General features: G+C 41.0%; 29 protein-coding genes, 5 tRNA genes, 1 other RNA gene and 1 riboswitch. Of the genes, 21 read left to right on the forward strand and 14 right to left on the reverse strand.

All coding sequences use genetic code 11. The annotated features are described in order from the left end of the window. Positions 1–245: 245 nt before the first annotated feature. The gene (locus FTU22_RS07560; protein ID WP_180093744.1) at positions 246–824 is read left to right on the forward strand and encodes a hypothetical protein; all 579 of its coding nucleotides are present in this window, start codon (positions 246–248) and stop codon (positions 822–824) included. A gap of 67 nt (positions 825–891) precedes the next feature. On the opposite strand, the gene FTU22_RS07565 is transcribed toward FTU22_RS07560, so the two are convergent. The 4 genes from FTU22_RS07565 to coaD form a co-directional block, all read right to left on the reverse strand. Next, positions 892–968: transfer RNA gene (locus FTU22_RS07565), tRNA-Met, on the reverse strand. 73 nt (positions 969–1,041) lie between these two features. Continuing rightward, positions 1,042–1,421, reverse strand: an RNA gene (gene rnpB, locus FTU22_RS07570) — RNase P RNA component class A. A 26-nt stretch (positions 1,422–1,447) separates the two neighbouring features. Beyond that, positions 1,448–1,711, reverse strand: coding sequence for a YfhL family 4Fe-4S dicluster ferredoxin (locus FTU22_RS07575; protein WP_078191349.1), 264 nt, complete (start codon positions 1,709–1,711; stop codon positions 1,448–1,450). Position 1,712: 1 nt separating this feature from the next. Further along, positions 1,713–2,204: a pantetheine-phosphate adenylyltransferase gene (coaD, locus tag FTU22_RS07580; protein ID WP_078191350.1), complete on the reverse strand. Its 492-nt coding sequence runs from the start codon at positions 2,202–2,204 to the stop codon at positions 1,713–1,715. A gap of 137 nt (positions 2,205–2,341) precedes the next feature. Here coaD and smpB point away from each other — a divergent pair, with 137 nt between their 5' ends. Next, positions 2,342–2,815 carry an SsrA-binding protein SmpB gene (smpB, locus tag FTU22_RS07585; RefSeq protein WP_078191351.1) on the forward strand — a complete coding sequence of 158 codons (474 nt, stop codon included), beginning with the start codon at positions 2,342–2,344 and terminating at the stop codon, positions 2,813–2,815. Between the two features lie 54 nt (positions 2,816–2,869). Here the strand turns inward: smpB and FTU22_RS07590 are convergent, their stop codons facing one another. From FTU22_RS07590 to rluD, 4 genes are all read right to left on the reverse strand, one after another. Then, on the reverse strand, positions 2,870–4,219 hold the full coding sequence (locus FTU22_RS07590; protein ID WP_249708367.1) for a hypothetical protein: 1,350 nt from the start codon (positions 4,217–4,219) through the stop codon (positions 2,870–2,872). A gap of 229 nt (positions 4,220–4,448) precedes the next feature. Then, entirely contained in the window at positions 4,449–5,000 is a 552-nt protein-coding gene (locus tag FTU22_RS07595) for a flavodoxin family protein (RefSeq protein WP_180048747.1), read from the reverse strand. A 40-nt stretch (positions 5,001–5,040) separates the two neighbouring features. Then, positions 5,041–5,781, reverse strand: a complete 741-nt coding sequence (pgeF, locus tag FTU22_RS07600; protein WP_180093745.1) for a peptidoglycan editing factor PgeF — start codon at positions 5,779–5,781, stop codon at positions 5,041–5,043. 44 nt (positions 5,782–5,825) lie between these two features. Further along, positions 5,826–6,878: a 23S rRNA pseudouridine(1911/1915/1917) synthase RluD gene (gene rluD, locus FTU22_RS07605; RefSeq protein ID WP_078192173.1), complete on the reverse strand. Its 1,053-nt coding sequence runs from the start codon at positions 6,876–6,878 to the stop codon at positions 5,826–5,828. 71 nt (positions 6,879–6,949) lie between these two features. On the opposite strand from rluD, the gene FTU22_RS07610 reads away from it, so the two are divergent. Next, positions 6,950–7,933 carry an outer membrane protein assembly factor BamD gene (locus FTU22_RS07610; protein WP_180065829.1) on the forward strand — a complete coding sequence of 328 codons (984 nt, stop codon included), beginning with the start codon at positions 6,950–6,952 and terminating at the stop codon, positions 7,931–7,933. 221 nt (positions 7,934–8,154) lie between these two features. Then, the gene (locus tag FTU22_RS07615; RefSeq protein ID WP_180093746.1) at positions 8,155–10,083 is read left to right on the forward strand and encodes a DNA primase; all 1,929 of its coding nucleotides are present in this window, start codon (positions 8,155–8,157) and stop codon (positions 10,081–10,083) included. A 55-nt stretch (positions 10,084–10,138) separates the two neighbouring features. Here the strand turns inward: FTU22_RS07615 and hemA are convergent, their stop codons facing one another. After that, a complete protein-coding gene (gene hemA / locus FTU22_RS07620) occupies positions 10,139–11,422 on the reverse strand; it encodes a glutamyl-tRNA reductase (protein WP_180093748.1) in 1,284 nt (427 codons plus the stop codon). A 78-nt stretch (positions 11,423–11,500) separates the two neighbouring features. On the opposite strand from hemA, the gene FTU22_RS07625 reads away from it, so the two are divergent. The 11 genes from FTU22_RS07625 (at position 11,501) to panD (ending at position 17,642) form a co-directional block, all read left to right on the forward strand. Next, positions 11,501–13,213 carry a hypothetical protein gene (locus tag FTU22_RS07625; RefSeq protein ID WP_180039555.1) on the forward strand — a complete coding sequence of 571 codons (1,713 nt, stop codon included), beginning with the start codon at positions 11,501–11,503 and terminating at the stop codon, positions 13,211–13,213. A gap of 9 nt (positions 13,214–13,222) precedes the next feature. Continuing rightward, positions 13,223–13,801, forward strand: coding sequence for a lipoprotein insertase outer membrane protein LolB (lolB, locus tag FTU22_RS07630; protein ID WP_180034449.1), 579 nt, complete (start codon positions 13,223–13,225; stop codon positions 13,799–13,801). A 28-nt stretch (positions 13,802–13,829) separates the two neighbouring features. Beyond that, the gene (gene ispE, locus FTU22_RS07635; protein ID WP_180093864.1) at positions 13,830–14,669 is read left to right on the forward strand and encodes a 4-(cytidine 5'-diphospho)-2-C-methyl-D-erythritol kinase; all 840 of its coding nucleotides are present in this window, start codon (positions 13,830–13,832) and stop codon (positions 14,667–14,669) included. Positions 14,670–14,672: 3 nt separating this feature from the next. Then, a tRNA-Gln gene (locus tag FTU22_RS07640) sits at positions 14,673–14,747 on the forward strand. Between the two features lie 38 nt (positions 14,748–14,785). Continuing rightward, positions 14,786–14,860 (forward strand) — tRNA-Gln (locus tag FTU22_RS07645). Between the two features lie 28 nt (positions 14,861–14,888). After that, a tRNA-Gln gene (locus FTU22_RS07650) sits at positions 14,889–14,963 on the forward strand. 91 nt (positions 14,964–15,054) lie between these two features. Further along, positions 15,055–15,129: transfer RNA gene (locus tag FTU22_RS07655), tRNA-Gln, on the forward strand. A gap of 37 nt (positions 15,130–15,166) precedes the next feature. Continuing rightward, positions 15,167–16,120, forward strand: a complete 954-nt coding sequence (locus tag FTU22_RS07660; RefSeq protein ID WP_078191360.1) for a ribose-phosphate pyrophosphokinase — start codon at positions 15,167–15,169, stop codon at positions 16,118–16,120. A 98-nt stretch (positions 16,121–16,218) separates the two neighbouring features. Then, a complete protein-coding gene (gene rplY / locus FTU22_RS07665; RefSeq protein WP_078192179.1) occupies positions 16,219–16,515 on the forward strand; it encodes a 50S ribosomal protein L25 in 297 nt (98 codons plus the stop codon). A gap of 20 nt (positions 16,516–16,535) precedes the next feature. Next, complete coding sequence (pth, locus tag FTU22_RS07670) at positions 16,536–17,111, forward strand: aminoacyl-tRNA hydrolase (protein ID WP_168378106.1); 576 nt, start codon at positions 16,536–16,538, stop codon at positions 17,109–17,111. Between the two features lie 150 nt (positions 17,112–17,261). Then, the gene (gene panD, locus FTU22_RS07675) at positions 17,262–17,642 is read left to right on the forward strand and encodes an aspartate 1-decarboxylase (RefSeq protein ID WP_078191363.1); all 381 of its coding nucleotides are present in this window, start codon (positions 17,262–17,264) and stop codon (positions 17,640–17,642) included. Between the two features lie 130 nt (positions 17,643–17,772). Here the strand turns inward: panD and FTU22_RS07680 are convergent, their stop codons facing one another. Next, entirely contained in the window at positions 17,773–18,384 is a 612-nt protein-coding gene (locus FTU22_RS07680; protein WP_180093749.1) for a GDYXXLXY domain-containing protein, read from the reverse strand. After that, on the reverse strand, positions 18,384–20,225 hold the full coding sequence (locus tag FTU22_RS07685) for a DUF2157 domain-containing protein (protein ID WP_180093751.1): 1,842 nt from the start codon (positions 20,223–20,225) through the stop codon (positions 18,384–18,386). Before FTU22_RS07685 ends, FTU22_RS07680 begins: the two co-directional genes overlap by 1 nt. A gap of 170 nt (positions 20,226–20,395) precedes the next feature. After that, positions 20,396–20,549: riboswitch (FMN riboswitch) on the forward strand. A 103-nt stretch (positions 20,550–20,652) separates the two neighbouring features. On the opposite strand from FTU22_RS07685, the gene ribB reads away from it, so the two are divergent. Beyond that, the gene (gene ribB / locus FTU22_RS07690) at positions 20,653–21,312 is read left to right on the forward strand and encodes a 3,4-dihydroxy-2-butanone-4-phosphate synthase (RefSeq protein ID WP_180093753.1); all 660 of its coding nucleotides are present in this window, start codon (positions 20,653–20,655) and stop codon (positions 21,310–21,312) included. Between the two features lie 88 nt (positions 21,313–21,400). On the opposite strand, the gene FTU22_RS07695 is transcribed toward ribB, so the two are convergent. Together FTU22_RS07695 and FTU22_RS07700 are read right to left on the reverse strand one after the other, a co-directional pair. Beyond that, on the reverse strand, positions 21,401–22,012 hold the full coding sequence (locus FTU22_RS07695; RefSeq protein ID WP_180093755.1) for a LysE family translocator: 612 nt from the start codon (positions 22,010–22,012) through the stop codon (positions 21,401–21,403). A 64-nt stretch (positions 22,013–22,076) separates the two neighbouring features. Further along, positions 22,077–22,565: a DUF1289 domain-containing protein gene (locus tag FTU22_RS07700; RefSeq protein ID WP_111885315.1), complete on the reverse strand. Its 489-nt coding sequence runs from the start codon at positions 22,563–22,565 to the stop codon at positions 22,077–22,079. Between the two features lie 188 nt (positions 22,566–22,753). Between FTU22_RS07700 and FTU22_RS07705 the strand changes: the two genes are divergently transcribed. The 5 genes from FTU22_RS07705 (at position 22,754) to FTU22_RS07725 (ending at position 26,126) form a co-directional block, all read left to right on the forward strand. Continuing rightward, positions 22,754–23,686 (forward strand): rhodanese-related sulfurtransferase, encoded by a 933-nt coding sequence (locus FTU22_RS07705; protein WP_180093757.1) that lies wholly within the window; start codon positions 22,754–22,756, stop codon positions 23,684–23,686. Positions 23,687–23,880: 194 nt separating this feature from the next. Further along, the gene (locus FTU22_RS07710) at positions 23,881–24,177 is read left to right on the forward strand and encodes a hypothetical protein (RefSeq protein WP_180093759.1); all 297 of its coding nucleotides are present in this window, start codon (positions 23,881–23,883) and stop codon (positions 24,175–24,177) included. A gap of 364 nt (positions 24,178–24,541) precedes the next feature. Continuing rightward, positions 24,542–25,153 carry a DedA family protein gene (locus FTU22_RS07715; protein ID WP_111885305.1) on the forward strand — a complete coding sequence of 204 codons (612 nt, stop codon included), beginning with the start codon at positions 24,542–24,544 and terminating at the stop codon, positions 25,151–25,153. 21 nt (positions 25,154–25,174) lie between these two features. Then, positions 25,175–25,585 (forward strand): ABZJ_00895 family protein, encoded by a 411-nt coding sequence (locus FTU22_RS07720; protein ID WP_180093761.1) that lies wholly within the window; start codon positions 25,175–25,177, stop codon positions 25,583–25,585. Positions 25,586–25,709: 124 nt separating this feature from the next. Beyond that, positions 25,710–26,126 carry an ABZJ_00895 family protein gene (locus FTU22_RS07725; protein WP_078192190.1) on the forward strand — a complete coding sequence of 139 codons (417 nt, stop codon included), beginning with the start codon at positions 25,710–25,712 and terminating at the stop codon, positions 26,124–26,126. Positions 26,127–26,206: 80 nt separating this feature from the next. Here the strand turns inward: FTU22_RS07725 and FTU22_RS07730 are convergent, their stop codons facing one another. Beyond that, complete coding sequence (locus FTU22_RS07730; protein ID WP_078191372.1) at positions 26,207–26,731, reverse strand: YecA family protein; 525 nt, start codon at positions 26,729–26,731, stop codon at positions 26,207–26,209. Positions 26,732–26,766 lie beyond the last annotated feature (35 nt).

Raw genomic sequence — 26,766 nt, forward strand, 5'->3', positions numbered from 1 at the left:
ATTTATTAGATCAATTATTACACAAATCTTTTTTTCAGAATATGGTGTTTAAGGCTAAGCTTTAACTATAACTCGGTATTATGAGTAAGGCCCTCTCAACCAATTGATGAATAGAGCTATTAATAGTGTATATAGTCAGAGAAACAAATATCAGTACTACAATCATCTTTAATCCTAGCCTTTTTTACTCAATCAGACTATAAAGAACACATAAAATAAAAAGACCCCACTTTTCAGGATGAATGATGACGAGAACCACTCAATTCTCAGGCATATTTATACTTTCCCTGCTGGCAGCAGTCGTCGCAACTTTTTGCGATGCGATTCATGTCTATACCCAGACACTTAGTTATCCCAACCCATTATTTTTCCATCAAGCTTGGTGGGTATTCCCAGGCTTTTTTATTGCCTTTGCTTTGATGGCATATAGCTATATTCAACTTACACAACTACTTAAACACTATGTAATGACTCAGCTCAGTTGCCATCACGACGGTACAGCTCCATTGATTGAGGCTTTGGTGCTATTTGCGATTGTCTACATACTCAGTGGTTTTGGTAACTTCCACCCAGTAGCATTGTGTTGGATTTTCTATATTAGCTTTTTTATTCGCTGGTTATTTAGCTATGAGCGTACATGGCTACTGATATTAGCTATTATGCTTGCCATTGGTGGGATGTTCTTTGAAGGACTATTGGCTGAGTTTGCTTTAGTTAAATATCGCTATTCAGAAGTTTTTAATGTGCCGTATTGGCTCGGTGGCGTATATATGCATGGCGCATTTGCCTTACGTGCAGGTATGCGTCGTTTTGTTTATCGTTAATTTTTTAAATTTGGAAAATTGAGACATAAAAAAAGACCACTCAATCGGAGTGGTCTTTTTTTGAATATGGTGGCTATGACGAGACTTGAACTTGTGACCCCCGCATTATGAGTGCGGTGCTCTAACCAACTGAGCTACATAGCCTTAAACTGTGCGCGCATTATGGAGGGATATTTAAATATCGTCAAGCCCATAATGCGCGTATTTGATCAAAATTTGTTGAAGTGAACCGATAAGCCGGGTTCTGTCGAGGACGATCATTCCTCTAGGCGTACAATCACTCATACGCTCAAGCGACCTACCCGGATCCAGCATGGGCCATGCCTAAAGGATCCCTATTTGGTCTTGCTTCCGGTGGGGTTTACCATGCCGTGAACTGTTACCAGACACGCGGTGCGCTCTTACCGCACCCTTTCACCCTTACCTCCGATTTCGATTGCTCGAAACCATAATGAAGGCGGTCTACTCTCTGCTGCACTTTCCGTCGGCTCACACCGCCCAGGCGTTACCTGGCACCTTGCCCTATGAAGCCCGGACTTTCCTCCCCTGCTTTAGTCACGGAGACCTATACACAGCAGCGATCGTCTGGTTCACTTCGGGGCGCATTCTAACAAATCTGACAACTAATTGCTTGATGTTTTTTGAGCAGTTAGTTTTTCGTACTTTTGTTGAAGCTGTTCCTGAGTTTCAGGATGTGCCGGATCCAATGGAATACAATCCACCGGACAGAACAACTGACACTGCGGTTTATCGTGATGCCCAACGCATTCCGTACACAAATCAGGGTTAATCTCATAAATGAGTTCCCCCATGAAAATCGCCTCATTGGGGCATACAGGTTCACAGACATCGCAGTTGATGCATTCATCAGTGATATATAAAGACACTCTACCAACCTTGCTGTTGTTTACGCTTAAAGGCTTCCACAACAGCTTGTGGTACAAACTGAGTGACATCACCATTTAAACGTGCAATTTCACGCACGAGCGTAGATGAAATAAACGAATATTGCTCTGATGGGGTTAAGAACACGGCTTCAAATTTACTGTCCAAACGGCGATTCATATTTGCCAATTGAAATTCATATTCAAAATCTGAAACTGCACGTAAACCACGTAACACGGCTGTTGCTTTTTGCTCGTTAAAGAAGTTGACCAACAGCCCATCAAAACCTACAAACTCAACATTTGACAAATGACTTAAAGACTCTTGCGCTAGTGCAACACGTTCTTCCAGACTAAACACAGGGTTTTTGTGATGTCCAATTGCAATTGCCACGACAACTTCGTCAAACATGCGTGATGCACGTGTCACTAAGTCGATATGACCATTAGTAATTGGATCGAATGTGCCCGGATAAATTACACGAGTTTTAGACATCCAGTTGTACTCTGTTATTTTGTAGATGGGTATTTTAACAAAATCTTGATTTATAGGTGAAGTCAGCTTGTAAATTTAAAAACTTCATCTTATTCAAAGTTCGGGTACAATAGTGCTAAGTTTGGAAGTTTTTGATTATGACGAAAGCAGTAGTTAAAAAAAATAGTAGCAGTACGATTGCCCTAAATAAGCGTGCGCGTCACGATTATTTCATTGAAGAAAAATTTGAAGCGGGTCTTTCATTACAAGGCTGGGAAGTCAAATCAATGCGTGCGGGTCGTATGACTATCGTAGAGAGCTATATTACGTTTAAAAATGGTGAAGCATTTTTATTCGGCGCTCAAGTGCAACCTTTACTGAGTGCTTCGACACATGTGGTGCCTGAAGCAACACGTACTCGTAAATTATTGCTGAACCGCCGTGAAATTGAAAAACTACAAGGTGCGATTAACCAAAAAGGTTATTCATGTGTGCCTTTGGCATGTTACTGGAAAGGTCCTCATGCCAAACTTGAAATCGCCCTAGTAAAAGGTAAACAGCTTCACGACAAGCGTGCAACGGAAAAAGACCGTGATTGGCAACGCGATAAAGCCCGTATTTTTCATAAATAAGTTCATTAAAAAAAACCTCCTTTTTGGAGGTTTTTTTATTTTTAAATTGCAGATTTAGCAGAATTTCAATCCACCAAAACAGTTGGTCCGAACTTCCTGATTTCCCAATACCTGATTTTTTAACGTTAAATTGGCCGCACCGGCATTACTAAGGTTAATTGAACCGACATTTTTATAAATCGGTAAACCAAATGCTGCACCAACAGCAGAACCTAAGGGAATATAAATCGGTTCATTGGTTAAAATTTGCGATACTTTTTGAGCAACTTGTGGCAAGACGCCTGAGATATCCACTTCAGATGTTGGATTCAATTTGCCAATATTGATCGGGTCTTTAAATGACATCCACCAACCTGTACGTGCAATATCATCGGCATTGGCATCTGGCCAACTAATATCTTGAGATTGAAGCGATAAATAACCGGCTGTGCCATTTAGTGGAATATTATGAATCATATTTAAGGCTTGCTCAAAGGTAATGTTCATTTTCAAACCATCAATTGATGAGCCAGAATCCATAAAGAACTGTGCCCCTTCTACCCATAACAAATTACGGTCAAGTTTGACCTGCAAGCTACCACTATCACGATTCAGTTGAATCGACGGTACAGTCGCACTGATATTTTTGGCAACGGCTTGAGTTTGTCGTTTTCCGTTAATGGTAATTTCAGGGACGGTAAACGGCACATTCATTGAAGGAATTTTTAAACCCTTACTATTTTCAGGTTGGCTGACAAAGCTACGATCATTGTTCCAAATCGTGTTAATCACCAAGTTACCGGATAAAGTCTCACTGCTGCTATCCCCAAAGATCGCGGCTTGGGTCTTTGCTATCCCTGTAGTCGGTGCAATTTTCATATAACCGCTTAGCGACTTAATCCCATCTGTCGGCGCACCCGTGTTTTGAATACCTGTGGTCAATAAACCTGTAATTGATTCAGCACTGACACGGAAGCCTTTAACTTCACGTAAAGCCGCTTGTTTTGGGTTTTTAATTGCAAATTCAATAAACGGATTTTTCAGTTCGGCACTTGTTGACGCTCGATCACCATTAAAGACGGGATTACCATTGGCATCGGTCGACGTTGCATTACCACTCAACGCCAGATGACGAATATCAATATCACAGCCATTTGACCCATTTACCCCACCACAGCCGAGTTGCAAACTTTTGACATTGACATTTAGATCCATGACGGCATCTAAACTGAGTTTGTAGAAACCAATATTTTCATCGACCATTTGTTGGTTGACCAAAATAGGATCGGTATAGGACATATTCATCAATGCAGCACCATTGATGGCAGACAATTCTTCATCGGCTAATCCCACCAATCCTTCTGCTGCAAAAACAACGTCAGAAACACATAAGGTCAATGCCATTGCGACTATTGTTTTTTTCACGATTATTTAATCCTTTTTAATATTCGTCACTCATCCCGAGTGAAATTTATGAGAAGATTAAATCAATAGCGTTGGCGTAAATGAATGGCAATTTGTGACACACATCACAACTCAAATATACAAAATGCCAATTTTCACAAATTTCAGGCCATTAAAAACCCCAGTAACATTTCCATCACTAGGGTTTTCAAAGATTTATAAATGATAGTTCAAACGATTTATTTACAAATTAATTAACTTTATTTAATAACAGCCCCAAATATTCACCAAACCAAATGGCGGTTTCTAAATCGCCCGCAGGTGGCGTGACTTCAACAGGTGCATTATCCGATTGTGTCATTAAACCTAAAAAGCTCGACATCCGATTTAAATCTGTTGTGCTGCGTCCAGTTGGCATCAATGGAAGACCGCTCCACAACATACCGTGCTGCATGGCGAATAAATTGATTTGCTGCAATACTGCCAATTTATCTCCACTTAAGCCGCCACCATTGGTAAAACCAGCGGCCAACTTGCCTTGCCATGTCCGTGCTAACCAGCGTTTAGATGATTGCTCCATGAATAATTTCATTGCCGCACTCATACTGCCCATATAGGTTGGGCATCCAAAAACGATGGCATCTGCACTGTCCAATACATCCCAATCCACATGCTCTACATTCATGAGATGGACTTTTACACCGGCTTTTTCTGCACCTTGTACAATGAAATTCGCCACTTTGGCAGTGTGTCCATAGGGACTGTGGTAAACAACAGCAAGAGATTTAGCAGTCAAAGACATAACATTTAAAAGTCGATAGATTCAGTCAAGTTTAGCATTTTCAAAGCATAAAGACGAATGTTGCCATACGTCCTGTTTTCGCTTCGCGGCGATAAGAAAAATATTCTTCAGCTTGGAAAAAGGTACATTGGTCGCCACCTGTTACGGCTTTAACCCCATGTAATGCAAGAATATAACGCGCTATCGCATAAAGATCAGCATAATATTTGCCTTCCCTTACACCAGCTTTAAATGCACTTTCAAGTTCTGGGTATTTGGAACAAAAGGCAGCTTTGACTTCTGCGCCAATTTCAAAATTCTCTTGGCAAATGGCTGCCCCCAACCACGCCCATGTTGGCTGAGTGTGCATGGCTGCAATGGTGTTTTCCACAATACCGTTGGCCAAGCCCTTCCAACCTGCATGCAGATTGGCAACTTCAGTCCCATCAGCATTACCCAAAACCACGGGTAAGCAGTCTGCGGTCATCATCATCAGGGCATGGTGTTTTGACTGCGTGACCATACCATCGCCTTCGGGTGCAACAAAGTTGATCTGTTCATCAATGCGATGGCATAGCGTACTGTGCGTTTGGTTCATCCAGCTGATTTTATTCACGCCATATTTAGCAAAGTCTTTGAGCAATTGCATCCGGTGCTTTTGCACACGCGCTGCATCATCTCCCACATGCAATGCCAGATTAAATCCTGCCAGTTCAGGTTGCTCAGCGGGTTGCGTCTGATCATGATGAACTCGAGTTTGTCCCACAAAAACACCCTGTGGAAGTCCCTGAACAAATTGCATGTTGCCGTCCTTTTCTATCTATGGCGTGTAAATCAGGTTAAAACTTAATACGCTTTGTTTTCGCTACGTAATACTTCAACCAATTGATTAAAGTCTTCAGGCCATGGTGCTTCAAACATCATGTCTTCACCTGTACGTGGATGAACGAGACCCAATTTAACCGCATGTAAAGCCTGACGTTTAAAGCCACGTAAAGTGTCATCTAATAACACCGACGCGCCTGCAGGCATACGTACACGTGGTACATACACTTGATCGCCCACAAGACCATGACCGATATAAGTAAAATGCACACGAATTTGATGGGTACGACCCGTTTCTAGACGTGCTTGAACGCGGGTAAAGTTTTGGAAACGTTCTTTCACATTATAGTGAGTCACTGCATCTTTACCGCCCGGCAAGACAGCCATTTTAATGCGGTCAACAGGATGACGTTTAATTGGCTCATCCACTGTACCGCCAGCAATAATGTTGCCATATACGATCAAATCGTAAATACGGTAAACCGATTTCTTCGCCAATTGTTTACTTAAAGAAAATTGGGATTCGAGGTTTTTCGCCACCACCAACAGACCTGAGGTATCTTTATCGATACGATGCACCAAACCTGCACGGGTCAACTCTGAAGATTTTGGGTAATGGTGCAAAATTGCATTCACCAATGTGCCTGTACTGTTTCCAGCGCCCGGATGTACAACCATACCGACAGGTTTATTAATCACCATAATATCGTCATCTTCATAGACAATATTAAGTGGAATATCTTCAGGTAAGCTACGGGTTTGTGCTTCTAACTCGACGTCTAAAGTCAATAACTCTGTGCCTTCGCATTTGTACTTTGGTTTCACAGTGTTACCATTGACCAACAAATGGCCCTCTTTGAGCCACTGTTTTAGCTTTTCACGAGAAAAATCAGTCCAAACCAGTGCTGAAACCTGATCAATACGTTGTCCTAAATAGCTTTCATCCAATTGAAATTGCAACGATAAACGTGTTGCAGTTGAGTCTGAAGTATGGTTATCTGCATCCTCAGAATCTTCAAGTAAATTGAAATCAGTTTCAGGGAAATTAGAATTGGAAGATTGTGCTTGACTCATTTGCTCATTCAGACAAAAGTGGTTTAATAGTTCAATTGTAGCTCATTGCCCGTATTAACAGAGGAATTTTTATGTCGCTACCAAAATATAAAATGACAATGCTTGCTCTAACAATAGGCATTGCATCGGCAATGGTAGGCTGTAGCAGTAATCCAAAGAAAGAAGTGGTCGACACAGGTCCACAATCAAGCGAACAGATTTATATCGAAAAAGCACAAAAAGCGCTTGAACGTAACCAATATACAGATGCAGCAAAACACCTTGAAGCTCTAGAGACCTACTACCCTACAGGTAACTATGCGCAGCAAGCACAACTTGAACTATTGTATGTAAAGTTTCAGCAAAAAGACTATGAAGGTGCGATTGCACTTGCAGACCGTTTTATTCGTATGAACCCACAACATCCGCAAGTTGATTATGCGTACTACGTGCGTGGTGTTTCAAACATGGAGCAAAACTACAATGGTTTGCTTCGCTATACTTCTTTAAAGCAATCGCATCGTGATGTGAGCTATCTCAAAGTGGCTTATCAAAACTTTGTCGACTTTATCCGTCGCTATCCATCGAGTGAATATGCAGTCGATGCCGCACAACGTATGAAGTTCATCAGTCAAGAATTGGCTGAAAGCGAAATGAATGCGGCACGTTTTAATGTGAAGCGTAAAGCATGGTTAGCTGCTGTTGAACGTTCACTTTGGGTGATCGAACATTATCCTCAAGCACCACAAGTTCCAGAAGCTCTAGCGACGGTTGCCTATGGTTATGACAAACTTGGTGATAAAACCACGTCTCAGCAATACATTGAAGTACTTAAACTGAACTATCCAAAACTTGTGAAGTCAGACGGTACAGTCAATATGCGTGCTGCACGTAGTGAAGGCAGCTTCCTTAACCGTGCAACTTTGGGTATTTTCGGTAAAGAAGCACAGACGATGTCTGAGCAAACCTCTACAGACGTAGTTGAAACCGATGAAGAAAAACGCAGTTTAACCAATCGTTTAAGCTTTGGCTTATTGGATCGTCCTCATAGCGAAAAAACTGAGTCGTCAGAATAAGCTGAATAATATAGTCGCAACGAAGGTCGATTTTTCACAAAGGGCAAGTTAGAATACTTGCCCTTTTATCTTTTCAGGATCTACAGATTCGGTTAGATTAAAAGGTATACAATAGTTCGATGGACGATGCTGTACTGCATCTCCACCTGAACTTACAGCATTGCTGATTTCAACATATTTCACGAACTGCCCAAATTCAATAGATAGACAGATAAAACAGCATGGCCATTCCTCAACATACAATTGATCAAATTTTAGATCGCACCGATATTGTCGATGTGATTGGTCAATTTGTGAAATTGAAAAAGACTGGACGCACCTACTCAGGATGCTGCCCATTCCATCAGGAAAAATCGCCATCTTTCCATGTCTATCGTGATAAACAATATTTTCACTGCTTTGGTTGTCAGGCCAATGGTAATGCCATCCGTTTTTTAATGGATATTGGTAGCCGTAACTTCATCGAAGTAATGAAGGATTTATCTAGCCAAACGGGTATTGAACTACCGAAAGACAATAACGATTCCAATAAACTCAAATATAAACGCGAATCCAAACCAAAACCTGTACAAAAACCTGCAATCGAAGCAAAAGCTCTGCCGCCCAAAACAGGCGAAACACACACCGCTCCTGCTGCAGTAAATTTCGAACACGACCCATTTGCTGAGTTTCAAAATAACGAAGATGCGTTTTATGGGAACGATCCCTTTGCTCACTTTGACCAAGTTACCAATGGTTTTGAAGATGTGCCGCAAGACGGAAACTTATATGACTTGCTGGAAAATGTCGCACAGTTTTATGAGCAACAACTACCACTCAGTCCAATCGGGCAAGCTTATTTTAAACAACGGGGTCTCAGTGCAGACACCATTGCCTATTGGCGTTTAGGCTATGCCCCCGAAGATTGGCAACATCTGGAAAAAGCCTTTCCACAAGATATCGAAGGACTCAAACTCCTCGGTTTGATTCGCACCAGTGATAGTGGTCGTGACTTTGACTTACTGCGTGAGCGGGTGATTTTCCCGATTCGAGATGCGAAAGGTCGTGTGGTCGGTTTTGGTGGTCGTGCCCTAAATGATGAAATCAAACCAAAGTACATCAACTCCCCAGACTCTGAAGTTTTCCATAAAAACCAGTTACTTTATGGTTTATATGAAGGCCGTAAACAAAAAGCCCAAGATTGGTTAATGGTCGAAGGTTATATGGATGTGATTGCCCTACAGCAATATGGCATTCATGGCGCTGTAGCGACTTTAGGGACTGCCAGTAATACTGAACATTTAAACATTTTATTTAAGCAAAATAGCCGTATTACCATTGCATTTGATGGAGATGCCGCAGGTCAAAAAGCAGCTCGACGTACGCTTGAAATTGCCCTGCCATTACTGAATGATGGTCGTGAACTTAAATTCTTTGTTTTGCCGAATGACCACGACCCAGATTCACTGATCCGTCGAGAAGGTATTGAAAATTTTCGACGGTTACTGCACACCTCACCGCTTCTTTCTGAATTTGTTTTTGCACATTTAACGCAAAATCATGATGTCAGTTCACCTGAAGGTAAAAGTCAGGTGATGGGTGAACTCAGACAGCTCACTGAACTGTTGCCGAAAGGTGGTTCATATCGTTATTTGCTACAACAATATTTCCGTGAAAAATTAGGGTTTAGCCGAAAGTGGCAGCCTCAAGTCAATAATGATGCATCATTGAGCTTTAGTACAAAAATTGATGCTGAAGAATATGTGATTGCGATTTTAATCAATCATCCTTATCTCTACATTCATTTTGAGCCTTTACGCGCCTTAGTTTCACAAGACCTATTGCTTTATCATGTGTTAAATATTTTCAATGTGATTTTTGATGAATTGCCTGATGACCCAGAGTTATCGACCTATTATGTACTCGGTGCTTGTGCAGCACATCATCATGAATTACAACATATTTTAGAGCATGCCAATATCAGTGACTATACGTCATCACCTGAACAAGCAGATAAACTTGCGGCAGATTTATCGACAAAATTGCAATATCAATTCTTACAACTCAAGATCAAGTCGAATAAGTTTTCTAGCCTTGCAGAAATGCGTAATTTAAAACAACGTATTTATGATATTGATAAAAAAAGATCACTCACGCTCCTTGAAGATTAAGTTTTAATTTCAAGTTCAAGCTGTGAACAACATACTATTCAATGAATCAGCTTATTTATTTCTTTGGTTTACGGCGATTTGCAGCCACATTAACTAAATCTTGTTCTAACATTTCAAAATAAGCAGGGTCTTCCGCCATCGCTGCATTGCGCAGCACGATAGAGGTCGGATGCAATAGTTTTTGGGTTAAACGATGCGACATTTCTTGCATAATTGTAGCCGCATCTTCACCCTTTTGTAGACGATTCAAGGCCAAAGCCAGCTCTTCTTGACGTAATGACTCCCCATGTTCACGGTATGAATGAATTGTCAAGCCAGCCAAATTCACTTTTTGCTGTGTGATTAAATCTGTCGCAAGCTGATTAACCATCACTTCGGCTTCAACTGCCGCCTGACGACGCTGAGCCAAATTTTCTTCAATGACAGTTTGCAGGTCATCTACACCATATAAATAAACGCCATCTAAACTTTCGACTTTGGCTTCAATATCTCGTGGTACAGCCAAATCGACCAACAGCATTTGTTTATAACGGCGTTTTTTCAATGCTGCTTTGACATCCGCAAAATAAATCACTTGATGCAAGCTTCCAGTACAACTTGAAATTACATCTGCGCGATGTAAATTGTCTGCCAAATCTGCAAAATCAATTATTTCAACTTCTACACGATGAGCAATCTCTTGGGATAAAGCTTCAGCACGGGCACGTGTACGGTTACAGATAATAATTCTACCCACACCCATTTCGGCCAAATGCTTCGCAACCAAGCTATTCATTTCACCAGCAGCAACAATCATGACCGTCAATTTTTCAGGCTGACTAAAAACCTGTAAAGCTAGCTGAGCAACAGCATAGCCCATCGACACTGCATGACTTCCTACGGCTGTTTCAGAACGCACTCGTTTTGCCGCATAAAAGGCATATTCAAAAATACGGTTTAAATTTGGGGAGACAGTTTCGGCATCTTTGGCTAAGGACAAAGCCGTTTTAACTTGACCTAAGATTTGAGGCTCACCAAGCATGAGCGAATCCAAGCCGCTAGCCACACGCATGAGGTGTGTCACCGCCTGTGCATTTTCATAACGATACACATGATTTGACAATTGCTTTACATCAATACCATTTGATTGGGCAAGCCAATTCAATACCATGTCTGCATTTTCAGACATCGCATAGACCTCAGTACGATTACATGTAGACACCACCACCATGTCATTAAGTTCAGGTGCATGGCTTTGCTGTTCAAGCAGCGCTGTTAACTTTTCAGGGTTAAATGCAATCTGTTCGCGCAGTTCTACAGAGGCGGTTTGATGGTTGACACCCAATGCAAAGAAAGACATATCAGATCATCATTTCGCTAAATTTATGCTATTGTGCATTATCGGCGTCATAAAAAGCATTACTTGGATCAAGAAAAATTGCGTCTAACAAATAGCCGACTGAACGGCCAGACAATAAAGCAGTATTCTACCACATTCTTACTTGTTGGTAGCATGGCTTCTACTGCCCCAATTCGGGCCGTGGGAGAAGTTTACCATGCAAATTCAGGATATGATGCAATTAAACAAAGTATGATTGCAGAATTTGCCTTAGCTTATAACGACATTCCAACCGCGCTTCATAATTACACCGTGCTTGCAATCAAAAGTAAATCCACCATGGTCAAACAGCGTGCTTTAAACGTTGCTATTGAGCAAAATGATTTACAAGCAGCCTTAGATATTGCTACACATTGGGTTGTGCAAGAACCTGAAGATGTACCAGCATTATTTTATTTATCACATATTGCTTTGAAAGCCCATGAATATGAGCTTGCCGCCGAAACACTTGATAAAATTTTAACCATTGACCCAAATGCAGATTTAGAACAAATTTTGGCGGGTATTTCCCCTGAATCAGAGGAAGATCGCGCTTATCTGATTCAAGCACTGACCGCTAGCAAGGAAAAAACCAACCCTTCTATTTTGGTCTTAGTCGCAGGTTTACAAGCTCAAAATGGTGCCTTTGCTGATGCCTTAGACACCATTAATTTAGCACTGAAAAAACGCCCGAAAGTGACTGGCTATATCCTAATGAAAGCCAATTTACTCATGTCTTTGGGTGATGAAGACGAAACCTTAAAATGGTTCGAAAAATCCAGCCGTAAACACCGCAACAATATGGAAGTTCGCTTAGCAGAAGCAAAATATTTAATTAAAATCAATCAGTCAGAATTAGGTCTAGAAAAACTCGAAGATATACTAAAGAAATGGCCATCTGCTGAAGAACCGCTATTTATGGCAGGTTTGACCAGTATTGACTTAGAGCTTTATGAAAAAGCCGAAAAGTATTTGGTGGAGTTACGTTATTCGAGCAAATACCAAAATGAAGCGTATTACTATCTCGCAGTAAATGCTGAACGCAAACAGCATTATGAAACGGCAAAAGCCTATTATCGCCTTGTTGATGGCAGTCTTTATACAGTTTCACGGCGCAATATGATCAGCATTTTTAGCCAGCAAAATAAGCTGCATGATGCACTGCGCTTTTTAACCCAAGAACGGGTTAATTATCCTCAACATGCCAGTTTCTTATATCTTGCTCAGGCAGATATTTTAAAACGCATGAACAATAAAAAAGCAGCAGTCCGTTTGCTTGATGAAGCGGTAAGAAACTTGCCCGAAGATCCTGAGCTCATTTATGCCGAAGTTCTACTGCTCGACGCCCATCAAGATAAAGATAGACTCGACCAATTACTAAAACAATTACTTGAAATTGAACCCAATAGCCCGACCTATTTAAATGCATATGCCTATACCTTGGCGGTACAAAATAGACGCTTAGATGAAGCCCGAAAATACGTCGAACATGCCTTAGAATATGCTCCTGAGCAAGCCTCAATTTTAGATACGTTCGGTTATATTTGTTATTTGCAAAATGATTTTAGTACATCTGCATCTGTTTTGGCCAAAGCATATGAACTGAGTAATAGTTTAAAAATTGGCATTCGCTACGCACGATCAGTCTTCATGCAAGGTGATATGAATAAATTTGACGCGTTGTTACAACAACTCCAACAAAAACATCCGAATGATCCGCAATTAGAGCAACTACATTCGTTATTGTTACCCCAACCCATGAAAAAGAGTTAAAAAGACTTTATGCAAGTATCTTCAAAATTTGGGGTATCTGCCCTGACCTGCTGCGCTTTATTTTTTACCGGTTGTCAGCAATATGTTAAAACACCCGCTCAACCTAGCCCTGAAGAGGTCGCTGCAAATCAATTCAACTTACAAGGTAAGATTGGTGTGCGCACGCCACAACAGTCAGGAAGTGCTTTTTTTACTTGGGTTCAAGACCGCAATGAATATGACATTGAACTGAGTGGCATATTAGGTGTTGGCAAAACTCAAATCAGCGGTAAACCCGGTCAAGTTCAACTCAATAGTGCAAAAACCGGTTTGATTGAAGCAGCAACACCAGAAGAATTACTCGAACGTGCTACCGGTTGGCAAGCTCCCATTACCCACCTCATCGACTGGGTACAGGCGCGCCCTGCAACCACACAAGCAAAAATTCAACGCGATACTGCGCAGCGCCCACAACAGATTATTGAAGATGGTTGGACGGTTGACCTGAGTTATAATGAAACTGCAACGGTACCGAACAAGTTAATTTTAAAACAAGCACTTGAATCCGGTCAGGAAAACCGTATTACAATGGTGATTCAAAATCGTTAATTTGCCTAAAAGCTGAGCTATGACTTCTGTGATTCGTGTACCTTCTCCTGCAAAACTCAATTTGTTTTTGCACATTACTGGCCGACGTCCGAATGGATATCACGAATTACAAACGATTTTTCAGCTCATCGATTTATCGGATTGGATGGAATTTCACCCACTTGCAAATTCTGCTGATGAAGATTTTATTCAAATTGAGGGCTTAAACAGCGTCAATCTAGAGCAAAATTTAATTTATCGTGCTGCTCAAATACTCAAACCGTTTGCTAAAGCACTGACTGCACAAAAAATCCACATTGAAAAAAATATTCCCATGGGTGCAGGGCTCGGTGGTGGTTCATCCAATGCAGCCACCACCCTTATTGTGCTCAATCAACTATGGAAATGTGGTCTAAATACCGAACAACTTGCAGAACTCGGCTTACAACTTGGGGCAGATGTTCCCGTGTTTGTACATGGTCTAAATGCATGGGCAGAAGGCATCGGTGAACACTTAACATTCATAGATTTAGCTCAAAAACAGTACATTGTGTTAAAACCTGACTGTTTTATCAGCACTCAACTGCTTTTTTCACAAAAAACGTTGACAAGAGACTCAAAGCCCACTAAATTTTGCGGCTATCAGGAAACGCCATCTGATTTTGGAAATAACTTTGAGCCTGTGGCACGAAGCTTATATCCCGAAGTCGATGAAGCAATGCGGTACTTAGATCAGTTCGGTACAGCAAAGCTTACAGGTACAGGTGCTTGTGTATTTACTGAAGTGACTGAGAATATGAATATTGATGACATATTGAAAAATGCGCCATGTAAATCTTACTTGGTTTGCAGTTTGCAAGAATCACCATTACGTCATTTTGAGGTTTGATATAGGGGCGTCGCCAAGTGGTAAGGCACCGGGTTTTGATCTCGGCATCCGTTGGTTCGAATCCAGCCGCCCCTGCCATCATTTTTCATCTGTAGATGTAATTGCTGTAAAGTATTAGGGGCGTCGCCAAGTGGTAAGGCACCGGGTTTTGATCTCGGCATCCGTTGGTTCGAATCCAGCCGCCCCTGCCATTTACTTTATTCGCTATTTCATCAATTTAGGGGCGTCGCCAAGTGGTAAGGCACCGGGTTTTGATCTCGGCATCCGTTGGTTCGAATCCAGCCGCCCCTGCCATTTATTTCAAAAAAGACAGAGCATAATTTGCAGTATCTTTGTTGTTTCAACTTGACAAAATACCGTAAAAATATTAAAGTTCTGCCGCATTAGGGGCGTCGCCAAGTGGTAAGGCACCGGGTTTTGATCTCGGCATCCGTTGGTTCGAATCCAGCCGCCCCTGCCATCTAATTCTCCAATTTGCCAACCGCCAAGGGTGCTTCATGCCCAATCTTGTCGTTTTTAGTGGATCTGCACATCCACAATTCGCCCAAAAAGTCGTTAGCCACCTTCACATCCCTCTAGGTGCTGCATCTGTAGGTCAATTTTCTGACGGTGAAATCGCTGTCGAAATTACTGAAAATGTTCGTGGTAAAGACGTATTCATCGTACAACCAACTTGTGCTCCAACTAACGATAACCTTATGGAAATCTTAGTTATGGCTGATGCTTTGCGTCGAGCAAGTGCTGGTCGTATCACTGCTGTCATTCCTTATTTTGGTTATGCTCGTCAAGACCGTCGTCCACGTTCAAGCCGTGTGCCAATTACAGCAAAAGTTGTTGCAGATATGCTCACAACTGTTGGTATTGACCGCGTTGTCATGATCGACCTTCATGCTGACCAAATCCAAGGTTTCTTCGATATTCCTGTAGACAACATCTACGGTACTCCTGCACTTTTAGCAGATCTTCGTCAACAGTCACACGACAACTTAATGGTTGTTTCTCCTGACGTTGGTGGTGTAGTACGTGCGCGTGCTGTAGCTAAGCAAATGGGTGATATCGATCTTGCGATCATCGACAAACGCCGTCAAAAAGCAAATGAATCTCAAGTAATGCACTTGATCGGTGACGTTAAAGGCCGTGACTGTGTCATCGTTGATGATATGGTGGATACAGCAGGTACATTGTGTAAAGCTGCTGACGCACTAAAAACTTTTGGTGCTCGCAAAGTTGTTGCTTACGCAACTCACCCTGTACTTTCTGGTAAAGCTTTAGAAAACTTGAAAAACTCTGTGATTGACGAATTGGTTGTAACAGACACTATTCCGCTTTCAGAAGAAGCTCAAGCTCTTGGTAAGATTCGCCAAGTTTCAGTTGCAAGTATGGTTGCTGAAACAATTCGTCGTATTAACAACGAAGAATCTATTAGCGCAATGTTTGATTCTTATCTATAATATAGTGCTAAATTTAAAAGCCCTGCCTTTTGGTGGGGCTTTCTATCACTAGACTGGTCGAAGGTCTAGTCAATTAAACTTAAATAGGAATGTCTATCATGGCAAACTTCGTATTAAATGCAGTAGCACGTGAAGAAGCAGTACAAGGGAAAGGTTCGAGCCGCCGCCTTCGTCTTCAAAATAAAGTACCAGCAATCATCTACGGTGGTGCAGCTGAACCTGTAGCAGTTACTTTGGAACTTCGCGAACTTGTTAAAGCTTTAGAAAACAACGCATTCTTTGAAGAAGTTGTTGAAATCAACATCGACGGTAAAGCTGAAAGCGTTAAAATCCAAGCTTTACAACGTCACCCAGCTAAAAACACTCCTATGCACGCTGACTTCAAACGCGCATAAGTGTTAAATGGTGTAAATGAGTGAGTAAACTTTCACTGATTGTTGGTTTGGGTAACCCAGGTTCTGAGTATGCCCAAACCCGCCATAATGCAGGCTTCTGGTTCGTAGAACGCCTTGCAGAACAATATGGCATCCAACTCAAAGCTGATCCTAAATATAAAGGCATCAGTGGTCGTGGTAATATCGAAGGTCAAGACGTTCGTCTGCTGTTACCCACAACCTTTATGAACCTCTCTGGTCAAAGTGTTGTTCCCTTCGCCAAATTCTATCAAATTGCTCCTGAAGCAATGCTTATCGCACACGATGAACTTGATATGAACCCTGGTGTCATTCGCCTGAAAACTGGCGGTGGTCATGGTGGTCATAATGGTTTACGCGATATTGTCCCGCATATTGGTCCAAATTTCCATCGTTTACGTATTGGTATTGGTCATCCTGGTTCTAAAGAACGTGTCTCAGGCCATGTCTTAGGTAAAGCACCAAGTAGTGAACAAGGCTTAATGGATGATGCTATTGCACATGCCTTATCACGTACTAAATTGTTGGTAAGTGGTGAGATTCAGCAAGCCATGAACCAGATCAACGCTTACAAATAGAACTGACAATTCCACAAATTGTTGAACAATACTTATTGCCATCTGAATAATTTCAGAGCAAAATGCGCTTGCATTTGACTGCTCACCCAGCATTCAAGAGATTGTTCCACCATAAGATACGATCTTAGGTCTACCAAGGAGACGCTAGCCATGCTATCTCGTTTATTAAAAGCTAAAATCCACCGTTGCGTCGTTACACAAGCAGAATTACATTATGAAGGTTCTTGTGCAATTGACGGTATTCTTCTAGATTTAGCCGGAATCCGTGAATATGAAGAAATTCATATGTGGAACGTGACTAATGGTAAGCGTTTTACCACTTATGCCATTCGTGGTGAAGAAGGTTCTGGCATTATCTCTGTAAATGGCGGTGCTGCTCACCAAGCAGATATTGGAGACTTGTTGATTATCGCAACTTTTGGTGATTTCACAGAAGCTGAAGCAAATGCACATAAGCCACGCCTAGTTTATGCGAACCCAAACAACACTGTGAACCACACAGCGAACTGTATTCCAGTTCAAGTTGCTTAATTCAAGCATTTAGAGATTCTGAAAAGCCCGCAACTTTGCGGGCTTTTTTATGGCTGAACTATGCATTATTGACTACGAAAAATCAGTATTAGACACATATCACTACATACAACTCCACAGCTCAATTTTTCTACCCTGCTCTCGAGCCCTTCCACCATGCTTGCTTTTGTTTACACTCAAAGGGCTGTAAATGCTCTCCGACCAACCCCACCAACAAAGGCTGACCATTTTCTTGCACCTTTAGCTCTGCATATTGCGCATCGCGATAGCACGGTTCCAAGCCTTCAGCAAATAAAAAGCTGCTCGCAGCGGGATATAAACCCTCAAATCTATTGTCAGGATTTTTGAGCACCAGTTTTGTGGATGAACCTGAATACTGCGCTAATAACTCTGGGTTGAAACTGGTTCGAATCACTCTACGCTGTGCATCAAGCTGCGCATAACTCACAATACTGTTTTTATCGACAAAATAGTCACGGTGTACATTTTCTTCTTTGTTCGCTTTGGCAGCTTGCCCATTGGCAGATTGCTCTTCAGAAGGCTGACCACCAAAATAGAGCTGATAATTCAAGGCCATATAATCCCCTTGAATCAAAGAGCGCGGATCGACAGGTTGCAGCTTTACATAAATACTCTGACTATTTGCTAAATGCCATTCATGACGTGCAATCATCAGCACAAATAAAAGAATACTGAGTACAGCCAAACCAATAGGAAGCATTTTTTTATTGAGTATGTTCATCACACATCTCCCCCTTGTTTAAGCTGTATCGCAGATAACATCTTGGTAATGCCAAGCAGCAAAAGGCCAGAGATCAAAATCGTTAAACTTTTCAATAAAAAACTCAGACCCAAATTGTAATACAGCATCCATAAGCTAAAAATGATCAACACGATGCTCAGGGCTTTAACCAAAGATTGCTGATAGACCTGCGCCCATGCCAATAAAACCAATAACAAGAAAATTCCAAAATAGCCCATCGCAATCAGCACAAGGCCCAATAGCAGTAACGGCCATTTTTCGCTCCCCACCTGTTTTTGCTGATTTGCGATGTAAAGGCCAAGCCAAACCACAGGCAGCAGGTAACCGACAAACAGGTCAAGAACACCATTTTGGGTCTGTTCAAACTGTAGAATGTTATTTGACAACGTCTGCAACACCACACCCACCAATACGATGCATAACATCCATAACACAATGCTTTTTCGATACATCGAGTGCAACCAAGCTGTTGCACTCCCGAGCAAGAAAATCAGTAGAATATAATTCAATCCAGTCACAGCTAAGATGACATGTTCATCGCTCATAAAAAGATCGGCATCAAATAGTGTGGCCACTGCAAGGCCGTATCCTGCAATGAGTTGAATAAAAACAATAAACCAGTGCATTCGACTAAACAAACAGAGCAATATAACGCCAATTTGCAACACTAAAATAAACGAAATGCTATTGGTTAAGCTCTCTGTATGAATGAAGACCGCAGATTGGCCACATACCCATAAGCAGTAAGCAAATTGGCGACTAAAGATACTTTTAGCTCGTCGAATCAACCACCAAGCCACAGCTACAAAAACTAAGCCCATGACGATCGAAAACGCCTTCCAATAGGTCAGCAATAAGCTCGATAAAATAATGCCTGCCAACCATGCCCCAATCGCTAAAGGAATAACCGCAAATTTAGTCTGTGGCAGAAATTTAATCAGTGCCCAACTGATCACCGCAAACCAAGCAAATATCAGCAAAGCAAAAACCAGCAATCCTGCAATCGAATCTGATAAAATATGTTCTGCCCATTGGAAAATCAAAATACTGAAACTCGCGGCAAGACCCGCGGCTTGTAAACTGGTTTCTAATGCACGCTGTTGTCGATAAAAATAGATAATCAGATAAATTGGAAGCAACAATGCAAAAATTAAATATTGCCATTGATACTGATCTACCCCATTTCCACAGTATAAAAACATGCAATACATCGACATTAGTGTAATGAATGCTATAAATACAAAGCGCAGCGCAGCATAATATTTCAAACAAAACGTCACACATATTACCGTCAATATATTCATGCAGAGTAAATACCACCATGAATAATCAACGATTAAATAGCTTTGTTTAAAATATAAAAATAATGCCAATTGACTGATCAAACACAGTAGCGTAAAGACTCCGATATTCGGTCGATATAACCAAGGTAAAAACAGCAAAGCCCACACCAAAAACAACAGATAACTGTCTGCACCTGTTTGATAGACCTGCCCAATCACAGCCAAACTCAATCCAAGCAACAAACCGCTTAAAGTATCTAAACTTTGCTGAATCCAAACACGACTTGCAAAATATACACTCGTCACAGCACTCAGCAGCAACAGCAACATTGGAATTGCCAATTGGATGAATTTTGGCAACATCAACCAGTTTGCCGCGATCAAATACACGAAACTGGCAGCTATCAGTGCAACACCGATCACTTGCAGATACCGAATGACCTGTACATCTTGGAACAGATCTGTTGAAAACTCTTGATCTAAATGTGAACGATGCAGCTTTATATTCTGCTGCTGAGAATGCTGAGGAAGCGTCATTTTTTATCATTATGCAATCATGGTTGATTTATCGGCACGATAGCATGCTTTGACACACTTTATATAAATGCTTACAAATCCAATCTTATAACATTACTTATCTAAAATTTTGCAAATGATTCTAAGCAATAATCCCCCATCATCACTCAAACAGGTCTATACTCAAGACACATCGCTTCAGGGCGGGGTGAAATTCCCCACCGGTGGTAAATTTGCTGGGTTGAAAGCCCTGCAAAAAGCCCACGAGCCAATCGTTTAAACGCGATTCGCAGATCAGGTGCAATACCTGAGCCGACGGTATAGTCCGGATGAAAGAAGACGACGTCACATCTCTATATCATTGATCATTTTCAATATATATCGTAACGCCACTATTTCACATGTCCTGAAATGTTCAACCGTATCTAAAATTTACGCGAGCGTTTCAATGTCTAGTTTAATTCAACCCGAAATTTTCTTTTCTGCCCTTCCACCTGCAGAACAGCGCATGCTGCAAGCCTTAGAAGACATTCGTCAAGGCAAGCCTGTTTTAGTCATGGACGATTTTGACCGTGAAAATGAAGCCGACCTGATTGTTGCAGCAGAAACACTGACTGTAGAAACCATGGCACGTATGATTCGTGACGGTTCAGGGATTGTTTGTTTGTGTTTAACCGATGCTCAGGCCAATCACTTAGAACTTCCACCCATGGTATCTGATAACTCTAGCCATTTTAAAACTGCCTTTACCGTAACCATTGAAGCTGCAAAAGGCGTTACTACTGGCGTTTCAGCAAAAGACCGAACAACTACAGTCAAAGCCGCAATTAGAGATGGTGCTGTTGCTAGTGACTTAAACCGTCCGGGTCATGTTTTTCCTTTACGTGCGCGTGAAGGCGGCGTATTGACCCGTCGTGGACATACTGAAGGGACTATTGATTTGGCACGTCTGGCCGGTTTAAAACCTGCAGGTGTTTTGTGTGAATTAACCAACCCAGACGGCACAATGGCGAATGGCGTACAAGTTTTAGCGTATGCACAAACCCATCATTTGACTGTACTCACCATTGAAGAAATTGTGCAATATCGTTTACAGCACAATCTCTAGTGCGAATTAATTAAAGCTCTACACGTTCATAAAAAAGGCTGATTGAATCAGCCTTTTTATTTTTTTAATAGACGTTTCAAGTTAAGAATTAAGCCGTGAATGTGCTATAGATGCCATAGATGGCAACAACCACTAAAATCAGCCCACACAATGCCAACAATTTTTTATACCAGCGTGATTTCGACAATCGATGAAAAGACAAATACACCAAAGACAAGGTCGCGAAATCTAAAACAATCCAACTCAGGGTCAACACAATTAAACTCAGATTAAGATAAGGGGTAATTCCTACAAACTGCGGAAAAAATGACGCGAAGAAAATAATATCCTTAGGATTTGAAATCCCCACAATTAGTCCTTGCTTAAAACCCCCTTGTGCTGCTTTTAACCGCAGAGATTGTGCAGTAGGCTGTATAGTTACTTCTTTTAAAATATCAAATCCAATATAAGCAATATATAAACAACCCAGTATTTTGATGCCATCAAGCCAATGCGCATTAACATTTAAAATGCCTTTTAAAATACACACTGACAGCACAATCAAAATCAGTGACGCAAAATTTGTCCCGACAATGGTTTGAAATGCCTTTTTATATCCGCCTTGTAAACCTGAACTTGCGACCAACAGCATGACAGGTCCAGGTGTTGCAATCATTACGATGACTGCCACACAATATAAAAAGTACTCCGAATAATTCACGCTGAGATTCCTTCACTTATTTTTTTTTACATCACGATAAATTTCATAAATAAAAAAAGAGGACTTAGTCCTCTTCATCCATGTTTTGCAATAAATGCAAGCGAATGGCATCTGCTCTTAAAAATGCCAAATCATAGCTGGCTGTGGCGAGTGCTAAAACACGACGCTCAAATTCATCCCACAACGGTCGCACCTGTTTGTAATGTATCCCGAGTCCACTTTCATCTGTGAAATGACGGTTTTTTTCGCAGAGCTTGAGTGCGTGATACAGTTTGCGGCCTTTGCTTGCATCTGGACGTAAGCGAACTCGCTTAGACAAAACAAAACCTTCGACATGGACGATATCTGCTTGCGGCAACATCGGTATTAAAATTTGATCTAATTGTGCATCTAAACGACACCAAATGGCCGTGTGTTGCTCTGCTGTATAGGTATTCCATTTTATGACTTCATGGTTAAAGCGGCGGCAACCACGACAGACTGAATCACCAAATACCGTAGAACAACGCCCTGCACATGGGGTTAACGAGGCAATTCGACGATCAGTACTCAAAACCGGCTCCATTCAATCAATATTTATGGGATAAAAACAACTCGGCATGACTATACACGCTAAAACTACTGAAATGAAGCTATGATCAAATGTGTGGTTAAAAGCCATCGCTTTACTCGCTTATTCATCCAAATCACGGTAGAATGTGCGCCTTAATTTTTATCCTGTTTATTCATTTGGAGTACTCCATGAACGCTACTGTAGAACAGCTTGCACCTGTAGAACAGCAAGCGACCTCTGGTTGGGTTGTTGCCGCACTTTATCAATTCAAAGAAGTTCAAGATCCTGCCGATCTTCAACAACGTCTTTTAGACTTGGTAAAAACCATCAACCTTTGCGGTACTCTAATTGTGGCAGGTGAAGGTATTAACGGTACTGTTGCCGGTGACCGTAAATCTGTAGATATCATCCATCAATTCCTTCTCAATGAAGGCTTTAATGCGATGGAATACAAAGAATCGCATAGTACGGATAAACCATTCCGTAAAATGAAGATCAAACTGAAAAAAGAAATCGTGACTTTAGGTGTGGAAGTGAAACCACGTGATTTAGTCGGTCACTATCTTGATCCTAAAGAATGGAATGAACTAATTGCACGTGATGACGTAATCCTAATTGATACACGTAACGACTATGAGTACAAAGCAGGTACATTTAAGGGTGCGATTGACCCGAAAACTGAGACTTTCCGTGAATTCCCTGAATACGTGAAAAAAGAGCTTGAGCAGCATAAAGATAAGAAAATTGCCATGTTCTGTACAGGCGGTATTCGCTGTGAAAAATCAACCTCACTTTTACTTCAAGAAGGCTTTAATGAGGTTTATCACCTTAAAGGCGGTATCTTAAAATATTTAGAAGAAACCCCTGTTGAAGAAAGCATGTGGGAAGGTGAATGTTTCGTATTTGACGGTCGTACTGCTGTCACTCACGGTATGGAAGAAGGCGAAAATATCAAATGTCACGCATGCGGTTGGCCACTGGCTCCTGCTGAAGTTGAACTTCCGAGTTACGAACACGGCGTATCATGCAAATACTGTATCGACAAAACTACTGAACAGCAAAAAGCAGGCTTCCGTATGCGTCAATCACAAATTGTGGCAGCAAAACGTAAGCGTCTCTAAGGAAAATTTGTTGTAACGATATATAAATAAAAGCCCTATTTCTAGGGCTTTTTTTACGCATTCTCAACAGTGACTTAATTTTTTTGACAAAATAACTATATCTGGTTATTTACGAGAATCAGTTCGCGCATTTATGCTTATTCTGATCAATTGATCCGAGAAAATCATTATAGATAATTGAAAAGGAAAGCATTATGCCAAAATTAATCAACTCTCCAATTGCAACCTCAAGGCGCCTTGCTTTACCCGCTCCACACGTAAAAGAAAGTGTAACAGAATTAAAACACCTCCTTAACCAACAGTCGCATATTTTGATAGTCAGTATTGCTACATGCATTGGTGCAATTTTTGCCGTATTTATTGCTTATACATTGCACTTACAACCTACTATGCTCAATATTCTTGGACTTTGTGTGATTCCATTTGCTTTATCTCTAAGCTTACGCCAAGTCTATATTCACACACTGTTAAATATGGAACATGATGATTAATTTACGCACCTTACAACGTCACTTATTGCAACCTAGTCCTACGCTGTTCAGTATATAAAACGATTTTTAAAGCTGCTAAAGCTCCGAAATCTAAATAAAATCCAAACTGAACAGCGTACACTCAATACTATAAAAACTATGATCCAAGCCTTTCAATTATTCAGCCTTATATCATTCAGCATATCTTAATGCCATCACGCATTGATACATTTTCCTTCTAATTCAGCCTACATGCTACTTAATACAAGATGAACTCAATATTTGTTGTTTTTGCTTAGGTGGTTTCAGGAATATTTAAAACGGAACTTTACCCACTGCGCTTTTCAACATAGGATAAATACACCTTTTCTCTGCCTTAGCTACCATGACTTTAACTGAATGGATCATTTCAATCATGGAACAATTGGGTTATCTCGGTATTGCCCTACTCATGTTTCTTGACAATGTCTTCCCCCCTATCCCCTCTGAAATCATTATGCCCTCGGCTGGCTATTCTGCCTCCCAAGGTCAACTACTCCTCATTGGTGTCATTATTTCAGGTTGTGTCGGTTCTTTACTGGCGGCTGCATTGCTATATTGGATTGGTTATAAATTTAAGCATGAATCCATCTTTCACTTCGTCGATCGCTATGGAAAGTATTTATTTATCAAGTCGGCAGATGTAAAAAAATCTCTAGCATGGTTTGAGCAATACGGTCACCGCATTGTATTTTTCGGACGAATGATTCCAGCTGTGCGTTCTCTCATTAGTATTCCTGCTGGAATGAGCCGCATGCCATTTTGGAAGTTTATGTTTTATAGTGGTTTAGGTACGATTATTTGGACCACTTTTTTAGCTTGTATGGGTTTTTATTTAGGTGAAAATCAGCAGTTAATGCAGCAAATATTTAGTAAAGTTGGCCATGTGATTATTCTGATCACAGTCATCATTATTGCTTGGATTTTGTACCGTCGACATCAACGTCGACCTCGTTAATTTTTTGTTTTTGGGGCTTAAATGAAACACTATCTCCTACACTTTGCTGCTGTTTATAGCATCGCCTTGGTGCTTTTGATTACCGTATTAATTTTTGGATTAAATCTAGGTGGTATTACATTAATTCCTACATTGGTGGCATGTGCATTAATCAGCGTTGGGCATTTTGTAAAGAAAGAACAACGCGTGCCTAGCAACCATGAAAAGATTCAACTGGTTTGGGGCTCCAGTGCCGTTGCAATCATCATTGGTAGCTTTTTTGTGCTGTTCTTGGTGCTAATGAATCCCAATGCCGAAAGGATTATGAAGTCTGTGGATAATGCAGGCATTGGGCTAACTGCTGTAGTTATGCTCTGCATGGTCGCCATTCATGGCACGATATTTCATATTGCCTACGGTTGGTATGCAGACTACTGCGCTAAAAAATTATAAATTTTTTCAATGTATTGCGTTAAAATTTAAATCATCACCACTTCAATGAAAGTTAAAATTCAGTGAAGACACTTCAGGTAAGTTATACTCGCACTTTATATAATGAAAACATGAACATTAAATAATGAAAAAATACATCATCACATTTAGCATTGCTTATGCACTCGCCATGGTTGCTGTCGCAGCCATCGAATCTTTCTTTGATTTACCCGGTGGTTCATCCATTACCTGTCTCATCGTGGGCGGTTTTGCTGCAGCATCTAGCTTTGTTAAAGACCATCAGCGAGTGCCAAATAAGTTAGAAAAGCGAACTTTGATTTGGAGCTGTATTTTAGCGTCGGTTCTCATCAGTGTCGTTGCTACAGTCATTTGTCTCTTGATCTTCCCTGAAACCCAAGCCTTTATTCAAATGGCGCTAACGCAATTACCCGCTTGGGTCTGGCTGCTTGCTATCAGCTTTACTTTATTCATCCATTATCTCATGTTGGCTTTATCTTTTGGATGGATGGCAAAGAGCTTCTTAAAAGCCAAACGTAGTTAAGCCCTTAGACTAACTTTGAATTGAAAAGGTATAGCGCTAAAAAAAGCACCCCAAGGTGCTTTTTTAAAATTTCGTCGAAATTAATTTGGTGTGTGATACATCAAATATAATTCGTTCAAATTGGTTGGGATTTCTTCTGCAAGTTCATCCATCAACTGACCATTACGACGGAAAGATTCCATTTGTGGATCTTCTTCATCAATGCCGCTGAATACCATGATTGGCAAAGTTAAATCTACCAATTGTTCTTCAAACTCGTCGGTGAACCATGCATCTTCGTTTAGGAACATGGCATCAACGAAGCCAACACTCCAGTCACCAAGACTTGATTCAACATCGGCTTCTTCAATTTCAAATGGAAATTCAATACCATCTTCATTGGCAAGATTCTGACGAATCGATTCGAGCCATGCTTTTACTTGTGCAATAATTTCAGCAGGTACTTTTTTCTGATTGTTATCAAAAAGTTCGTCTAGCCATTTATCAAAAGCTGGGCCTACTGCAATTGCACATAAAAAACCATGAGTCGCTGCAAAATCTAGACCATGCTCGTTGTCATCGCCGTCTAGATAGTCACTCAAAAGGTCTAAATCTAAAGCACTCATTTCAAATCCAGAGTTAGAAACTTAATGCGTAAGCA

Source organism: Acinetobacter sp. YH12076, assembly GCF_013419525.1.
In the GTDB taxonomy this organism is placed as follows: Bacteria; Pseudomonadota; Gammaproteobacteria; order Pseudomonadales; family Moraxellaceae; genus Acinetobacter; species Acinetobacter amyesii.